The sequence below is a fragment of the Caballeronia sp. LZ062 genome (genome assembly GCF_031450785.1).
Taxonomy (GTDB): domain Bacteria; phylum Pseudomonadota; class Gammaproteobacteria; order Burkholderiales; family Burkholderiaceae; genus Caballeronia.
Map to the genome: position 1 here is coordinate 417,657 of NZ_JARTWB010000001.1, position 17,269 is coordinate 434,925.

Sequence of the window (17,269 nt, forward strand, 5' to 3'; positions counted from 1 at the left end):
CGTCGTGCGGGAAACGGCTAATTTAGCGCGTTTTCGCGACCGGACGCACAATCGACGGCTCATGCGCCGTCCAGCAGCTTCTCGACGCGCAGCAGTTCCGCAAGAGACCACGCCTGAAACGGCGCGCCGCCGGGCGTATGCGGCGCGTCCCCGTCCGCGACTTCGCTCACGTGATGGAGCCCGTAGTGGTCCAGATGCGCGTAAAGCGGCGCGAGAAAGCGCTCGCGCACGCCCGCCGCGCCGTGCACACGCAGCCACGCTTCGACGAACGGCCCCATGAGCCACGGCCAGACCGTGCCCTGATGATAGGCGCCGTCGCGCTCCAGCACGCCGCCTGCATAGCGCCGCCGATACGCCGGGTCGGACGGCGCGAGCGTGCGCAGGCCGAGCGGCGTCAGCAGATGCGCTTCGACTTGATCTAGCACGGCGCGCGCGATATCGCCCTCGACAAGCGGATACGGCAGCCCGCCGACCGCGAAGATCTGATTCGGGCGAATGGAGCGGTCGATCTTTCCCGGCTCGTGGTCGGCATCGACGACATCGTAGAGCGCGCGGGTCTGCGGGTCCACGAAGCGCGCGGCGAAGCTCTGCCGCGCGCGGGCGCACAGCGTCTGCCAGCGCGGATTCCACGCGGAGGCGATCGCGAGCGCATTGATCCACAGCGCCTGCACTTCGACCGGCTTGCCGATGCGCGGCGTCACCACCCAGTCGCCCGCTTTCGCGTCCATCCACGTCAGTTGCACGCCGGGCTCGCCCGCGCGCAACAGGCCGTCGTCGTCGGCGGCGATCCGGAAGCGCGTGCCGCGCGCGTAGCCTTCGAGGATCGTATCGACCGCGCGTTGCAGGCGGCTCGCCGTCGCCGCGAGCGCGTGGCCGGTCGCCAGATAGTCGTGCACGGCGATCACGAACCACAAGGACGCATCCACCGAGTTGTACTCCGGCTGGCCGCCGCTGTCGGGAAAGCGGTTCGGCAGCATGCCTTCGGAGAGCGCGTCGGTCCATTCGAGCAGAATCGATTCGGCATCCTGATGACGTCGGCTTGCGATCAGCAAGCCGCGCATCGAGATGAACGTATCGCGGCCCCAGTCGGTGAACCACGGAAAGCCCGCGATGATCGTGCGCCCCTCTTTGCGGTTGACGACATACGCATCGGCGGAACGGGCGAGGCGCGAGGGGAATGCCGCGCGGCGCTCCGATTCGCGCGCCGCGAGCCGCGACGCATGCGCGAGCGCATCGGCTGCGCGTGGCACGGTGTCGCCGATGTCGGCATGCAGAATCATGACCGCCTCGCCGCGCGTCAGATCGAACGAGAACACGCCGGGCGTCGCCAGGTCCTCGATGAAGTCGAGCCCGCGCTCCCGTTCGCGCGCGTAGCTGAAATTGCGATACCAGTCGGGCGCGTGCCGATACGCGCCGTTCGCCGTCGCGCCGATGGCCGGCAGATCGGCATACGGCCGCCAATGAACGCGCTCGCCGTCCGTCGTGGCATCGAAACAGAATGCCGGATTCTCGCGATGCAGCGCGTGATAGTCGCGCCCCGACAGCAGCGGGCGCACGTGCAGCGTCGCGCCGCTCGGCGGCTGTCCGCCGTAGAGACGCCAGCGCAGCACCGTCTCGCCGCTCTCCTTCGCGACGAAGACTTCAGCCACGACCGTGTGCGCGTCGCCGACGCGATAGCGCCATGTCGGCCACGGCGAGGTATCGAAGGAAACGAGGCTCGCGCAGGCGTCCGGATACAGCACGTCGGGCGCGTAGCGTTGCATCGTCAATGGAAAGCGGTCGCCGCCGATCTCGACCCACGCCTCGATGCCGTTCACCAGCACCACGCGGCCCGCAGGCGGTTGCGTCGCGGCAAGCAACAGCGCCTGATAGCGGCGCGTGCGCATGGTTCCCACCGTGCCGGATGCGAAACCGCCGTGCGCGTCCGCTTCCAGCCATTCGTCTTCGAGCCGCGCCGCGTCGATCGCTGTCATGTTGCCGCCCGCTTGCGATAGTCGCTGAGCGCGCGCCGCGCCTTGGTACGGATCGCGGTCTGCATCCGCGGCGTCCAGCCGAACAGCCAGCCGGACACGCCCAGCGCCTGCCGGCTCCAGCGCCAGAGATCGAAGCTATCGGTCTGCTCGGCGATCAGCCCGTCCCGGATCGCAAAGCGCGTGGCGATCTCGTTGACGACCGCGCGGCCCGTCGCCGAGTACGTATAGCGCGCGACGGCCTTCGCGCTCGCGGTCTGCCCAAGCGTGCCGATGCCGTCCACCGTCAGCGCGAAGTCGGTCGCGCGACCGAGCAGCAGGCGCCACATGTCGCCGACTTCGCGACCGTGCAGCAAACCGAACGCGGGGTCCTCGAAGCGGACGTCCGGCGCATAGCACGCGGCCATCGCATCCGCGTCGGCGCGCTGGAAGGCAGCGTAGAAGCGTTCGATGAGTTCGACGTTCTGGTTTGTCATGGGTGTCTCGGCAGTGATCGGGCCGCGCGGAAGTTGGCATTTTGGCGCGACTGCGGGCGGTTTGCAGGGGGTCGTCCGTACTTCTTGCGTCGCCGGACGATTTTTACTGAAACTTGTTTGTTTAGATGATTAGCGACGAGCCGCCTGCGTTTATTAAACAAGCGAAATTCAAATCGTGAAGAAACCGGTTTCACAGCATTGTTTTTAAGACAGTCTTAATCATTTCAGGAAACGTCTTAATAAGCTCTGTTTCGAACGTGTGAGATATTAATTGACGTCGAATTATTCTTAACTTAAATTCCTAGAACGGTCGTTCTAATCACAAAGATTCGACGTTCGCACTTCAGCGGCGGCCCGCGCGCACGCATGGCCCGCCTTTGCCCCAACCTTGAAAAGCCAGCGCCCGCTTAAAGGCCGCACGCCGCGCACCATGAGAATCAGGCCTCGAATCAGCACGCTTTCTTTGGCGTCCGCCGATTATTTCTTGACGGACTTACGCACCGGCATTATTAGCCGCGCGATTCATCCTCAATCACCCGACATCATTATTTATGTTTTGAAAACCGGAGACGAGTCCGAGTATTGCGCGCAACTGGATTACCGGGAACATCCGGCGCGAAATGACCTTCTCATGGCGGCGCTCGAATTGGGGCTGACCGTCACCATTCGCGCGGATGCCACGCACCATATCACCGACGTCGCGGCCACGCTGCCTGATGTCGTCCCGCTTCCCGCGCTCGGCCACACGTGGCGCCTGCTGGAAGACGTGCGCACGGGCACAGTCGTGCAAGTGGAAGAGGCCAACATGCTCGGCAGCATGGCGTACATCATCCGCAGCCCGGACGGCTCGCACTTCTGCGCCCAAATCTGCCCGAAGGGACACGGCTACCGAAGCGCGCTCCTCATGGCAGCGTTCAGAGCGAAATTGCCCGCGACAGTCGCCGGCGACGCCGATTACTACCTGACCGCGCTCTCGGTCGGGTCACGGGCGTTCGGGCCGAACATCAACTGCGCGCCCGGACTGATTTCGACGACACCGCGTTCCGGCGTCATCGACGAGATCATCGACAAGGAAGCGGCCGAGACGCTGAGCGTCATCGTCAAGACGCCGGAGGCCGCGCGCTACCACGTGCGGATGGACCGCCAGGAGCACGCTAACCGGCACAAGCTCGCCCTGCTCGCGTTGCGGTTCGGCCTGCCGGTCACGGTGAGCGGCAATGACGAGCACTACGTGACCGGCATCGCGGTCGGCGCGTTGGCGACGGGCGCCGCGCCCTCCATGATCCTGTTCGGCCAGAAGCTGACGGACATGCAGACGGGATCGCTCGTGCACATCATCGACTCGGACGCGCTCGACGAAATCCGCTATGTGCTGCGCGCCCTGGACGGCACGCACTACTGCGCACAAATGAACACGACGAAGCACGCAAGCCGGCACCAGATGCTGATGACGGCGCTGGCGCTGCACTTGCCGGTGAGCATTACCGCCGACGCGAACTCGACCATCACGGGCGTTTCGGTCGGTCTGCCGCACCGGGGCAGCCCCACGTTTTATTGCCAGACCACGCGCTTTCCGAAGACCGAGACAGGGAGCATCGTGCGCATGATCGATTCGGACACGCTCGGTCCCGACACCCGTTATGTGCTCGCGACGGCGGACGGCGACGAATGGGCCGTGCCGGCGTTCGCGCGGGGCCAGCCGGGGCGCGGCCCGCTGCTCGCGCTCGCGTTGACGGGCGGGCTCGCGGTCACCGTCAACGGCTTCGAGAACAGCGAAGGCAGCGAGGGCGGCGAGGCGCTGCCCAAGGCGGGAAGCGTGGTCGTCGCGCGCCGATAGCGTCAGGCGGCGAGCACCGTGACCGCGTGAATCAGCAGCCCGACGGCGCCGCCCACAAGCGTGCCGTTCAGGCGGATAAATTGCAGGTCGCGGCCGATATTCAGCTCGACGTCGCGCACGAGCGTGGCGTCGTCCCATTGCTTGACGGTCGCGGCAATGTGCTTCGCAATGCCTTCGCGCAACTCCGGCGCCAGCGCCTTGAGCGCGTCGCGCATGTGCTCGTTGATCGAGTCGCGCAGCAGCGGGTCGCCGCCCAGCGCCTGCGCGAAACCCGCCGCGACTTCGACCACTTTCGCGTGCAGCGCGGAATCGGGGCGTTTCAGGTCAGCCGAAAGCCACGCGGTGAACTCGTCCCACAGGCCGTCCACGTAACCGCGCAGTTCCGGCCTGTCGAGCCATTCGCGCTTATGTTCGTCGATGCGCGCCTTGAACGCGGGATCCGTCTTCAGCCGCTCGACGAAGCGTTCCACTGCGGCATCGAAGGCCTTGCGGCGTTCGTGCTCCGGGTCGCTCGTCACGTCGTGCAGCCACTGGTTCGCGCCGCGCACGAGGCCCGCCGCGAACTTGTTGCCGAGATCGCCCGCATCCAGCCCGACGAAGCCAAGCATGCCGATGAGCTTCGGATACTCCTCGCCCGCCACGGCGACGATGCGCGCCGCGAGCATCTCCTGCACTTCGGGCTTGTCGAGCCACCCCGCCATTTGCTTGAGGCCCTCGTCGAGCAGCAACTGGTGCCGCCGGTCAGCGGTGAGCGTCGACAGCAGGTTGCCGGCGGCGGCGGAAAGATCGAAGGCGTCGGCGCGGCGGCGAATCGCGTCGTGGAGCATCGACTTGATGCGCGTGTCGTCAATGAAGGACAGCAACTGGCCGACCGCCCCGACCGCGCGGTTGCCGAGCAACTCCGCATTCTTCGGCTCCGCGAGCCAGACCGAGAGACGGCTCGCCGGATCGAACGCATTCACGCGCTCGACGAGCGCATCCGTGCCGAGAAAGCGGTCACGCACGAACACGGCGAGGTTGTCGGCCACGCGCGCCTTGTTCGCGGGCAGAATCGCCGTGTGCGGCACCGGCACGCCGAGCGGATGGCGAAACAGCGCGACGACCGCGAACCAGTCCGCGAGCGCGCCGACCATCGCGGCTTCCGCGAACGCGGACACCCACGCCCACGCGCCCGCGTCGTGCTGGCTCTTCGCGATGGCGAATAGCACGCCCGCGCCGACGAGCAACGCGGCGGCGAACCACTTCATCCTTCTCAGTGCTACGGCTTTATCCTGCGTTTCCATCTACTTGTCGCTATAGAAGTGATCGAAGCGCGCAAGCATATCAACGCCCTTGCTGCAACTTCAAGAGCGCGTCCATGGCGCGGCCGGCGGCCTCCACCGGCACGAAGATGTGATCGTGACAGGCGGCCGCCATCACATTGCAACTGATGCCCGCGTCGCCGAGCGCGCGCGCGAATGCGGCGGTCAGCCCGACCGCGTTCAGGTCGGAATGCACGGTCAATGTGATCCACGCTGCCCGAAAGAGCGGCGTGACGCCAGCCGCTTGCGCCGCGCCTTCTTCCATGACGACGGTTACGCCTTCGCGCTCGCGAAACGTCGCGACGATGCCCGCGCCGCCCGGCGCGGCATGATCCGGCAGTGACGCGAACACATAGACGCCGGGCTGAAGCTCGGGCTGCAAGGACGCCAGCAGCGTCTGCAGATCGGAGACAGGCGGCGACATCAGGCGGCATCCTCCGCAGGCGGCGTCCTGCCGAGCACCGGCCTCAGCGCCGTGCCCGTGTGGCTGCGCGGATGACTCGCGAGCGTGTCCGGGTCCGCCGCCGCGACGATGGTCCCGCCGTTCACGCCGCCTTCCGGTCCGAGATCGAGCACCCAGTCGGCTTCGGCGATCACGTCGAGATCGTGCTCGATCACGATCACGCTATGCCCGCCGTCCACCAGCCGGTGCAGCACGCGAATCAGCTTCGCGACGTCCGCCATGTGCAGGCCGACGGTCGGTTCATCCAGCACGTACAGTGTATGCGGCGGCTTCTGGCCGCGCCGCGTGATGTCGTCACGCACCTTCGACAACTCGGTGACGAGCTTGATGCGCTGCGCCTCGCCGCCCGAGAGCGTGGGCGACGGCTGACCGAGCGTCAGATAACCGAGGCCCACGTCCTTCATCAATTGCAGCGGATGCGCGATGCTCGGCATCGACGCGAAGAACTCGACGGCCTCGTCGATCTCCATGGTCAGCACTTCGCCGATGTTCTTGCCCCGCCACGTCACCGCGAGCGTTTCGGGATTGAAGCGCTGGCCGTGGCACACGTCGCACGGCACCTTGACGTCCGGCAGGAAATTCATCGCGATGGTGCGCACGCCTTGCCCTTCGCACGCCGGGCAGCGCCCGTTGCCGGTGTTGAACGAGAAGCGCGACGGCGTATAGCCGCGCGCGCGGGCTTCCAGCGTGTCGGCAAAGAGCTTGCGAATGGTGTCCCACATGCCGATGTAGGTCGCCGGACAGGAACGCGGCGTCTTGCCGATCGGCGTCTGATCGACTTCCAGCACGCGGTCGATGGACTCGAAACCGGTGACGCCCGAGCAGCCCTGCCATGCGTGGACCACGTCGAACTTCGGGCGCGGCGTTTCGCGGGCGAGCACGCTGGCGCGCGATTTCGCCGCTGGAGCGTCCGCCTGCGCCGCCTTGCGCGCGCGCCGCTCCGCAGGCGACGACAGCACCGAGCGGCCGACCGCGTCGAGCAGATTGGTCATGAGCACGTCGCGGGCGAGCGTCGATTTGCCCGAGCCCGACACGCCCGTGATCGCGACGAGCCGGTTCAGCGGCACGCTCGCCGTTACATTGCGCAGGTTATGCAGCGTCGCGTTTTCGACCGTGAGCCATTGCTCCGGCACCGCGGGGCGCTTGCCGACGGCCGCGCGCACTTCGCGGCGCGGCTGCAACGGATGCACGATCGGCCTCGCGAGCATCTGCCCGGTCAGCGACGCCTTGTGCGCCGCGAGATCCGTCACGCTGCCCTGCGCGACGACGGTTCCGCCGCGCTTGCCCGCGCCCGGCCCGATATCGATGATGTGATCCGCGCGACGGATCGTGTCTTCGTCGTGCTCGACGACGACGAGCGTGTTGCCCTTGTCGTTCAGCTTCTTGAGCGCGCTCAGAAGAATCAAATTGTCGCGCGGATGCAGGCCGATGGTCGGTTCATCCAGCACGTAGCAGACGCCTTGCAGATTGCTGCCGAGCTGCGCGGCGAGACGGATGCGCTGCGCTTCGCCGCCGGAAAGCGTCGGCGCGGCGCGGTCGAGACTCAGATAACCGAGCCCGACTTCCTCCAGAAACTGAAGGCGCCCTTCGATCTCGCTGACGACGTCGCGCGCGATGTCCGCATCGCGGCCCGTGAGCTTCAGCGTCGAAACCCACTCGCGCGTGTCAGTCACGGTCCAGCGCCCCACTTCCGTGATCGGGTAATTGCCGAACGTCACGGCACGCGCGACGTCGTTAAGGCGCGTGCCTTCGCATTCCGGGCACGGCTGATCCACGATATCGTCCGGCTCCTGATCCACCGAGCCGATGCTCTGCTCGCGGCCGCGATCATCCTGCGCGAAGACGGTGTCATCGAAAGCGGCGCGCTGTTCGCGCGTCAGCTTGACGCCCGTGCCGACGCACGTGTTGCACCAGCCATGCTTGCTGTTGTAGGAGAACATGCGCGGGTCGAGTTCCGGGTAGCTCGTGCCGCAGACCGGACACGCGCGCTTCGTCGAAAACACGATGCTTTCTTCCTTGCCGCGCCGCTTGCCGTTCGAGAGCGCGCCGTGCAGTTCGTCGAGCGGCGCGCACAGATGCATGACGCCCTTGCCAATTTCGAGCGTCTCGTCGAGCAGACGCCGCAGGTCCGCTTCGTTTTCCGCCGACACGACGAGATCCGCGACCGGCAGTTCGATGGTGTGTTCACGGAAGCGGTCGAGCTTCGGCCACGGATCGACCGGCAGGAAGTCGCCGTCCACGCGCAGATGCGTGTTGCCGCGCGCTTTCGCCCACTTCGCGAGATCGGTGTAGACGCCCTTGCGGTTCACGACGAGCGGCGCGAGCAGCCCGACGTGCTGGCCTTTGAAATCGCGCAGAATCTGCGCGGCGATCTGCTCGGAGCTTTGCGCCTGAACCGGCGTGCCGTCGTGAATGCAATGCTGGATGCCGAGCTTCACGTAAAGGAGGCGCAGGAAGTGCCAGACTTCCGAAGTCGTCGCGACCGTGCTCTTGCGCCCGCCGCGCGACAGCCGCTGCTCGATCGCAACCGTCGGCGGAATGCCGTAGACCGCATCGACTTCGGGCCGACCCGCCGGCTGCACGATGGAGCGCGCATACGCGTTCAGCGACTCCAGATAACGCCGCTGTCCTTCGTGGAACAGAATATCGAACGCGAGCGTGGACTTGCCCGAGCCGGACACGCCCGTCACCACGTTGAACTTGTTGTGCGGGATATCGACATCGAGCGATTTCAGATTGTGCTCGCGCGCATTCACGATGCGCACCACGTCCTCGCCCTGCAACGCGCGCCGCGCGCTCGCCACTTCCGCCGCGAGTTGCAGCGGCACGCCCGCGTGCTTCTCCGCCGCGCCGGGCGTCATGGCTTCTTCGTAGTCCAGCAACGCGCGGCCCGTATGCGACTGCTCGCAAGCCGCGACGTCATCCGGCGTGCCGACGCAGACCACTTGACCGCCGCCGTCGCCGCCTTCGGGACCGAGATCGATGATCCAGTCCGCCGCGCGAATCACGTCGAGATTGTGCTCGATGACGATCAGCGAATGCCCGCGCTCGAGCAGCCTGCGCAACGCCTGCATCAACTTGGCGATGTCGTCGAAATGCAGGCCCGTAGTCGGCTCGTCGAACATGAAAAGCCGCGCTTTCTGATTCGGCGACGCGGTTTCCGCGAGAAAACCCGCGAGCTTCAGGCGCTGCGCTTCGCCGCCCGAGAGCGTCGGCACGGGCTGGCCGAGCTTCACATATTCGAGGCCGACATCGACGATCGGCTGTAGCACGCGCAGCACGTCCGCGTCCGCGGCAAAGCACTCGACGGCTTCGCTCACGGTCAGTTCCAGCACGTCCGCGACGCTCAGCTCGCGCCCGCCGCGCTCGATCTTCACATCCAGAATCTCGGCGCGATAACGCCGGCCGTCGCAATCCGGGCAACGCAAGTAGACATCGGAGAGGAACTGCATTTCGACGTGCTCGAAGCCCGAGCCGCCGCAGGTCGGGCAGCGGCCATCGCCCGAATTGAAACTGAACATGCTCGCGCCGTAGCCGCGCTGCGCCGCCAGCGGCGCTTTCGCGAAGAGCTTGCGGATTTCGTCGAACGCGCCGACATAGCTCGCCGGATTCGAGCGCGCCGTGCGGCCGATCGGCGACTGATCGACGAACACGACGTCGCTCAGTTGGTCCGCGCCTTTCAGCGCACGGAACGCGCCGGGCGCTTCGGTCGCCTTGCCGAAGTGACGCATGAGCGCGGGCGCGAGCACGTCCTGAATCAGCGTCGATTTGCCCGAGCCGGAGACGCCCGTCACGCAGACGAGGCGCTCGAGCGGAATTTCGACCGTCACGTCCTGCAAGTTGTGATCGCTCGCGCCTTCGAGGACGAGGCGCGGCGTGTTCGCATCGACCACGCGGCGCGTCCAGTTCGACGCATGCGCGACGTGCTTGCGCCCGCCGAGGTACGCGCCGGTGAGCGTATCGCTCGATTGAATGTCGTCGGGCGTGCCGTCGTAGACGATTTCGCCGCCGCGTTCGCCCGGTCCCGGTCCCATGTCGATCAGGCGATCCGCCGCGAGCATCACGGAAGGATCGTGCTCCACGACGACGAGCGTGTTGCCCGCATCGCGCAGACGGTGCATGGCCTCCACGATGCGGTTCAGATCGCGCGGATGCAGCCCGATGCTCGGCTCGTCGAGCACGAACAGCGTGTTCACGAGCGACGTGCCGAGCGCGGTCGTGAGGTTGATGCGCTGCACTTCGCCGCCCGAGAGCGTGCGGCTTTGCCGGTCCAGCGTCAGATAGCCGAGCCCGACGTCGCACAGATACTTGAGGCGCGTGCGCACTTCGGCGTGCAGCAGCTTCAAGGCCTCGTCGAGCAGCGTGGACGGCAGCGTGAGCGAATCGAAGAAGCGGCGGATGCGCTCGATCGGCATCAGCATCAGGTCGTGCACGGTCAGGCCTGGCAACGCTTCCAGTTGATCGCGCGTCCAGTCGACGCCCGTCGGCATGAAGCGGTCGGCGGGCGCGAGCACCGCGTCGGCCTGTTCCTTCGTGCCGAGGCGCCACAAGAGCGACTCGGTTTTGAGCCGCGCGCCCGCGCAGGCCGGGCACGTCGTATAGCTGCGGTACTTGGAGAGCAGCACGCGAATGTGCATCTTGTACGCCTTCGACTCCAGATAGTCGAAGAAACGCTGCACGCCGTACCACTGGCTGCCCCACTTGCCGGTCCAGTCGGGCGATCCGTTGATGACCCAGTCGCGCTCTTTCTGCGTCAGTTCGCTCCACGGCACGCCGAGCCGGATGCCCGCCTTCGCGCCGTAGCGCACGAGGTCGTCCTGATTCTCTTTCCACGCCGGCGTTTGCAGCGTCTTGATCGCGCCTTCGCGCAGCGTCTTTTTCTCGTCCGGAACGACGAGGCCGTAATCCACGCCGATCACGCGGCCAAAGCCGCGACACGTCTCGCACGCGCCATAGGCCGAGTTGAAGGAAAAGAGCGCCGGCTGCGGATCGGCGTAACGCAAGTCGCTTTCCGGGCTGTGCAGGCCGGTCGAGAAGCGCCAGATATCGGGTTCGGCTTCGTCCTTCAGCACGTAGACGTTCACGCGCCCGCTGCCGCGCAGCAGCGCGCCTTCGATGGCCTCCAGCGCGCGCGAGCGCTCCGTGCCCTGCAAGCGGAACCGGTCGGCGACGACATCGAGCACTTGCCGCGCGCCCGCTTCCGTTTGTACGTGGCGCTTGGCCTGCACGCGCGTGTAGCCGCTCGCGGAAAGCCACTGCGCGACTTCGTCGTCGCTCGTGGTATCGGGCAATTCGACGGGAAACGTCACGGCGAGGCGCGGATCGCCGTCGCGCGTGCGCTCCAGCAGTCGCGCATAGATGGTCTCGGGCGTGTCGTGCTGCACGCGGTGCGCGGTCTTCCTGTCGAAGAGTTCGGCGGCGCGCGCGTAGAAGAGCTTGAGGTGATCGTTCAGCTCGGTCATCGTGCCGACGGTCGAGCGCGAGCTGCGCACCGGGTTCGTCTGGTCGATGGCGATGGCGGGCGGCACGCCGTCGACGCGATCCACCTGCGGGCGGTCCATCCGGTCCAGGAACTGGCGCGCGTAGGCGCTGAACGTTTCGACGTAGCGGCGCTGGCCTTCCGCATAGAGCGTGTCGAAGACGAGGCTCGACTTGCCGGAACCGGACGGTCCGGTCACGACCGTCATCTGGCCGGTGTGCAGGTCGAGATCGAGATTCTTGAGGTTATGTTGACGGGCGCCGCGAATGCGGATTGCGTTGTTCGATGCCAATTTTTCAACCGGTTCAATGAGATGGACGGCGTGTCAGGCCGTGGGCGGCGCCGCGCAAGGGTCTGGCGGCAGGCGCCTGCCGCTGCGAACGGTACTGTACACCCATACAGTATCGGTCGCAAAAAGCGGGCGGCTGCGTTCGCTTGCCGCCTGCAAGTAGCTCGCCCGGTCGCTGTCAGCCGAGATGGGCGACGAGCGCATCCGCGACGGCATCGGGCGCTTCTCGCGGCGGAAAGTGCCCGGCGCCGTCGATCACGACGCGCCGGTAGCCCGCTGTAAAGCAGCTTTCCTGCCCTTCCGACGTCGAAGGATCGTCGCAGAAATCCGAGCCGCCCTGAACCATCAGCGCCGGAACGCCGATGCGCTCGATGGTCGCAAGCCGCTCGTACAACGGTTCGAGCGCCGGGTCGGACGGCTGATCGCTGCGCCAGCGGCGGCGGTAGGCGTTCAGCGTGATCGTCACCCAGTCCGGGTTCTCGAACGCGCGCGCGGTGGCGGCGAACTCGGCTTCGTCGAACCAGCCGGGCGGCGACCACGTATCCCACTGAATGCGCGCGAAGCCTGTCGGATCGGCGGCGACGGCGTCGGGCGCGTCGTCGAGCGACATGAACCACTGGTACCAGAAGCGTCGCGCCTGCGCGAAGTCCGCCGGCAGCTTGAACTTGCCGCGCGGCTGAAATGCCAGCGCGATCGCGGCCATCCGCCGCACGCGATCGGGAAAGAGCGCAGCGAGCGTGTAGGCGGCGCGCGCGCCCCAGTCGTGCCCGACCACATCGAACTGGGCGATGCCGAGCGCATCCGCCAGATCGATAGCGTCTTGCGCCAGCGCGACGCCGGAACCATCGCGGATGGTGCCCGCGCGCAAGAAGCGCGTGCCGCCCGCGCCGCGCAATTCCGGAACGATGGTCCGGTAGCCCGCCGCGTTCAGGCGTGCGGCGACTTTCGTCCAGGCGCGAGCCGCGTCGGGCCACCCATGCAACAGCAGGACGGGCGGTCCGTCGGCGGGACCGGTGTGGGCGTAGGCGATATCGAGCGTCGGCGTCTCGACGTGATGGTCGAAGGTCAGCATGGCTCCTCCTTTGGGCGAAGCGGAAGCGTCAATTTTAGAGCCGCGCCGAATTCGACGTTGGAGGCTTGCGGCAATAGTGACACATGATGTCGTATGAGAAGCGCCGCTTCGAGTAATCGATTCCTTACGGGAAATTCCCCACGTGAACGCTGGCGGATAACGCTTGACGCCCTTGTTACAAGCTCGCTATCGTCGCTCAAGGAAAACGATTTCTTTACCGGCTGGTTAAACAAGCCAGCAGCAATGTCGTATGACGTCGTTCGAAGTTCGCACATTAAAACCGGACACACCGGAATGGAGACAAGGATGAAACAGCGCCTCACCGCCCCCGCCTCGGCCCGCCGTCGCACCCTCCTCAAGTTCGCAGGCGCTTCGGCGAGCGCGCCGCTCATTGGCGGACTCGGCAGCTTGAGCGTGCTCGCCGGCTGCGGCGGCCACGACAGTTCCGGCTCGCCCAGCACGCCAGCCACGGCGGAAGACCCGATCTGGGGCCCGTCCGGTTCCGCGACGCAAATCATCAACGCGCTGAAAAACGTGTCGACGTCGATGGTGCCGAGCCGCCGGTTCCTCGTCACCGACTACGGCGCGAAACCGTGCACCGTCATTGCGGCGACAAGTCCGTACACCGATCCGACCAAGTCGCCGCTCAGCACCGGCGCGGACCAGACACAGGCGCCCGGCTCGTTCGACTCGCGCCCCGCGTTTCTCGCCGCCATCGCGGCGTGCAGCGCGGCGGGCGGCGGCCGCGTGGTCGTACCGGCGGGCAACTGGTATTGCGCAGGGCCGATCATTCTGCTGTCCAACGTCGATTTCCATCTGAGCGCGAACTGCGAGATTTTTTTCAGCCCGAACCCGGCGGACTACGCGAAGGACGGCCCCATCGACTGCGGCGCGAACGGCAAGCTGTACTACAGCCGCTGGCAAGCGAACGACTGCCTCAATTATGGTCCGCCGGTCTACGCGCGCAATCAGACGAACATCGCGATCACCGGCGAAGGCGATACCTCGGTGCTCAACGGTCAGGCCATGACGCCGTTCGCCGGCAGCGGCAACACGGCAACGTGCTGGTGGACATACAAGGGCAACAGCGGCGCATACGGCTATGCGGGATCGTCGACGCCTTCACAGGCCTTCGCCAACCCGAACAACGTCGACCTGAAGACCGCTGTGCCCGGCATTTCGGATGCGCTCTACGCCAAGCTCACTGACCCGGCCACGCCGTGGCAGCAGGACCAGAACTACTTGCCGGCGCTGTCGGAAGCAGGCGTGGCAATCGAGAAGCGCATCTTCGGCATCGGGCATTATCTGCGGCCGAGCATGGTGGAATTCATCGGTTGTACGAACGTTCTGATGCAGGGCTATCGCACCATCAATACGCCGTTCTGGCAGCACCATCCGACCGATTGCAAGAACGTGGTGATCACCGGCGTGACGGTGGACAGCATCGGGCCGAACAACGACGGCTTCGATCCCGACGCCTGCGACATGGTGCTCTGCGACAGCGTCACGTTCAACACCGGCGACGACTGCATCGCGATCAAATCGGGCAAGGACCTCGACACGCAATACGGCCCCGCGCAGAATCACGTCATTCAGAACTGCACGATGAACAGCGGCCACGGCGGTATCACGCTCGGCAGCGAAATGGGCGGCGGCGTGCAGAACATCTACGCGCGCAATCTGCAGATGCTAAACAAGTTCTGGGCGACGAACTCGCTCAACATCGCCATTCGCGTGAAGACGAACATGAATCGCGGCGGCTTCGTGAAGAACTTTTATGTGGACAACGTCACGCTGCCCAATGGCGTGAGCCTGACGCCATCGGGCTACGGCAGCAGTCTGCTGGCGGGCAGCCCGATCAATGCGACGGTGCCGCTCGGCGTGGTGACGGCGAGCGCGGCGAATCCGTCGGCGGCGCAAGGCGGCATCATCACGTTCGACTGCGACTATCAGCCGTCGAAGGACGCCATTCGCACGCGCCCCGCACTGGTGCAGAACGTCAATATTTCGAATGTGAAGGCGAGCAACGTCACGCTCAACGGCGTCACGGGATCCTGTTTTCAGGCGATCGTCGCGCAAGGACCCGTTGCGTTCGACTACAACGGCCCCGCGCCGACGCCCGCCATTCCCGCGATTGCTGGCGTAACCATCACCAACTGCGATTTCGGCACGCCTGTCGCCGCGGGCCCCGCAACGGCGACGACGCCGGGACCGATCTACGCGTACAACGTGCACGACATCGTGCTGAATAACACGGTGATTGCAGGCACGACGTTGAATCAAACCATCACCGACGCTCGGTGAAGGCACGCGCGTGACGAAGCTTCGCGCTCCGTCACGCGCCGATCAATACGCCGGTCCTGAACGCCGTTGCGCCGGTGACTCTTCCCAACGGCGCACCCGCGTAGACGAAGCGAATGGCGCGCCGCATATAAAACACGCCATTGTTCTTCGTGGTCACGGTGGTCACGGCGTCCGTCAGCGGATCGATGATGTCGAAGACCGCATCGCCCGCCTTCAGCATCGCGCCGACTTGCGCGCGATACACGACGATGCCGCTCACCGGCGCTGTCAGTTGCTCGCTGCCCGCAAGCGGCGTCGCGGCCTGCGCGAGCGGCGGCAGTTCGCGCGCCTCGCCTTCGATCACGCCGCGCGCGATCAGGAAGTCGACGATAGCCTCGGCATCATTCGATGCGTACTCGTCACTCACATCCCGCTGGCCGCGATGTTCCAGCGTCGCCGCGATATTCGGCGCCGCGAGCGGCACCTCTTTGCCCAGTAACGCACGCAGTTCGTTCCACAGCAGCGCGTGAATCTCGTCGAAGGACTGGCCGCCCGAATCCGTCGCGAGCAAAACGCTTTTCGCGCCGAGATAGCGCGCCAGCGGCTCGATGGCGGGCCAACTCGCCGGACTGGTGTACAGATGCATCGTCGCTTCGAGCGAGCAATGCAGATCGAGCACGATATCCGCGTCCGATGCGTGCCTGAGCAGCGCAAGCCGCAACGATTCGAACTCGTTGCGCGCAGTCATCTCGCCGAGCATCTCGCACACGGCCGCGCGCAAGAGTCGCGTGTTGTGCGTGGCGTCCGTATTCGACATGCGCGGGCGAATGCGTTCTATCAATTCGCTTGCAGGCGGCATCGGAAAGTTGCGGTTGAAGTTGTGCCCGCTGTTGCTCTCGAAGCGTCCGACGAACTGGCCCAGCACGTGCTGCGATAACCCGATGGGATTGGCCACCGGCACGAGCACCACTGCGCCGCGCACGCGCCCGCTCGCTTCAAGTTCTCTGAGCCGCTGCTTGAGCCGCCATGCGGCGAGCATGGCGGGCGTTTCGTCTGCGTGAAGCGATGCCTGAATGTAGACCTTTTCGTGCGTATCCGCTGCATGCGGTGCGCCGAAATGGAAACTGACGAGTTCGCGTGCGGTGCCGATGGTTGCCGAGACGAGCGGCGTGCTTTTGATGCGCATTACTTAGTCATCCGTATCAATACAAGGTCAATCGCCGTACACATCGAAGTCGAAATACTTGCGCGCGATTCGCCGATAGGTGCCATCCGCGCGCATGTCCGTCACGGCTTTGTCGACCTTGGCCTTCAGAATGGTGTCGTCGAGACGCAAGCCCATGCCCACGCCGTGATCGCCCATGGAGAGCGGCGCACCGACAAATGCGAACCCCGCACCGCGCGGCGTCTTCAGGAAGCCGTTTTCCGCTTCGACTGACCCGAGCAATGCGGCGTCGATGCGGCCTGCGACGAGATCGTTGAACACGCCTTCCTGGCTTTGATACGCCACCACTTCGACACCGCCCGGCTGCCAGTTCTTGAGCGCATAGGTTTCGAACTGGCTGCCGCTCTGCACGCCGACGCGCTTGCCGCGCAAGCCGTCCGCGCTCGCGCTCAACGGTGCGCCGCTTCGCGCGATCAGGCGCGAGCGAAACTGAAAGAGCTTCGTGGAGAACGCGATCTGCTTCATGCGCTTGTCGGTGATCGCCATCGACGACATGATGCCGTCGATCTTGCGCGCCTGCAGTGCGGGAATCATCCCGGAGAATTCGAGTTCGACCCATTCGCAACGCATCGCGATGCGTCGGCAGATTTCGTCGCCCAGATCGACGTCGAAGCCCGCGACGTGACCGTCGGGCGTCTTGACGTCCATCGGCGGATAGCCCGGATCGATACCGAGGCGCAAGAGATTGGCGTCGCGCGCTGCGACGGGCGACGAAGCGAGCATGCTCGCGAGCAACACGGCGAGTAACGATGAAGTGGCTTTGAGCATGAACGCGAAGTCGGCGAGGAAAGGAAACGAACCCACCGATGGTACGTGCGCAAAACGCCCGCAAATAGAGGCCTTTTGCTTATCATGATCACTTTTTGCGATCAGC

10 protein-coding genes are annotated in these 17,269 nt (G+C 65.5%); 2 read left to right on the forward strand and 8 right to left on the reverse strand.

Annotation, left to right across the window (positions count from 1 at the left end; translation table 11 throughout):
• Nucleotides 1-59: 59 nt before the first annotated feature.
• Entirely contained in the window at nucleotides 60-1,973 is a 1,914-nt protein-coding gene (locus P9239_RS02055; protein ID WP_309748843.1) for an amylo-alpha-1,6-glucosidase, read from the reverse strand.
• Complete coding sequence (locus tag P9239_RS02060; RefSeq protein WP_309748844.1) at nucleotides 1,970-2,446, reverse strand: nuclear transport factor 2 family protein; 477 nt, start codon at nucleotides 2,444-2,446, stop codon at nucleotides 1,970-1,972. Before P9239_RS02060 ends, P9239_RS02055 begins: the two co-directional genes overlap by 4 nt.
• A 631-nt stretch (nucleotides 2,447-3,077) precedes the next feature.
• On the opposite strand from P9239_RS02060, the gene P9239_RS02065 reads away from it, so the two are divergent.
• On the forward strand, nucleotides 3,078-4,283 hold the full coding sequence (locus P9239_RS02065; protein ID WP_309748845.1) for a hypothetical protein: 1,206 nt from the start codon (nucleotides 3,078-3,080) through the stop codon (nucleotides 4,281-4,283).
• Nucleotides 4,284-4,285: 2 nt separating this feature from the next.
• On the opposite strand, the gene P9239_RS02070 is transcribed toward P9239_RS02065, so the two are convergent.
• The 4 genes from P9239_RS02070 to P9239_RS02085 all read right to left on the reverse strand — a co-directional run bounded on the left by P9239_RS02070 (nucleotide 4,286) and on the right by P9239_RS02085 (nucleotide 12,887).
• The gene (locus P9239_RS02070) at nucleotides 4,286-5,530 is read right to left on the reverse strand and encodes a DUF445 domain-containing protein (RefSeq protein ID WP_309748846.1); all 1,245 of its coding nucleotides are present in this window, start codon (nucleotides 5,528-5,530) and stop codon (nucleotides 4,286-4,288) included.
• A 76-nt stretch (nucleotides 5,531-5,606) separates the two neighbouring features.
• Nucleotides 5,607-6,008, reverse strand: coding sequence for an ACT domain-containing protein (locus tag P9239_RS02075; protein WP_309748847.1), 402 nt, complete (start codon nucleotides 6,006-6,008; stop codon nucleotides 5,607-5,609).
• On the reverse strand, nucleotides 6,008-11,818 hold the full coding sequence (gene uvrA, locus P9239_RS02080) for an excinuclease ABC subunit UvrA (protein WP_309748848.1): 5,811 nt from the start codon (nucleotides 11,816-11,818) through the stop codon (nucleotides 6,008-6,010). The genes P9239_RS02075 and uvrA overlap by 1 nt, the downstream gene beginning before the upstream one ends.
• 175 nt (nucleotides 11,819-11,993) lie before the next feature.
• Nucleotides 11,994-12,887, reverse strand: coding sequence for an alpha/beta hydrolase (locus P9239_RS02085; protein WP_309748849.1), 894 nt, complete (start codon nucleotides 12,885-12,887; stop codon nucleotides 11,994-11,996).
• Between the two features lie 306 nt (nucleotides 12,888-13,193).
• Here P9239_RS02085 and P9239_RS02090 point away from each other — a divergent pair, with 306 nt between their 5' ends.
• Nucleotides 13,194-15,191 carry a glycoside hydrolase family 28 protein gene (locus P9239_RS02090; protein WP_309748850.1) on the forward strand — a complete coding sequence of 666 codons (1,998 nt, stop codon included), beginning with the start codon at nucleotides 13,194-13,196 and terminating at the stop codon, nucleotides 15,189-15,191.
• Between the two features lie 31 nt (nucleotides 15,192-15,222).
• On the opposite strand, the gene P9239_RS02095 is transcribed toward P9239_RS02090, so the two are convergent.
• Entirely contained in the window at nucleotides 15,223-16,356 is a 1,134-nt protein-coding gene (locus P9239_RS02095) for a succinylglutamate desuccinylase/aspartoacylase family protein (protein ID WP_309748851.1), read from the reverse strand.
• Between the two features lie 27 nt (nucleotides 16,357-16,383).
• Nucleotides 16,384-17,163 (reverse strand): transporter substrate-binding domain-containing protein, encoded by a 780-nt coding sequence (locus P9239_RS02100; protein WP_309748852.1) that lies wholly within the window; start codon nucleotides 17,161-17,163, stop codon nucleotides 16,384-16,386.
• Between the last annotated feature and the right edge of the window lie 106 nt (nucleotides 17,164-17,269).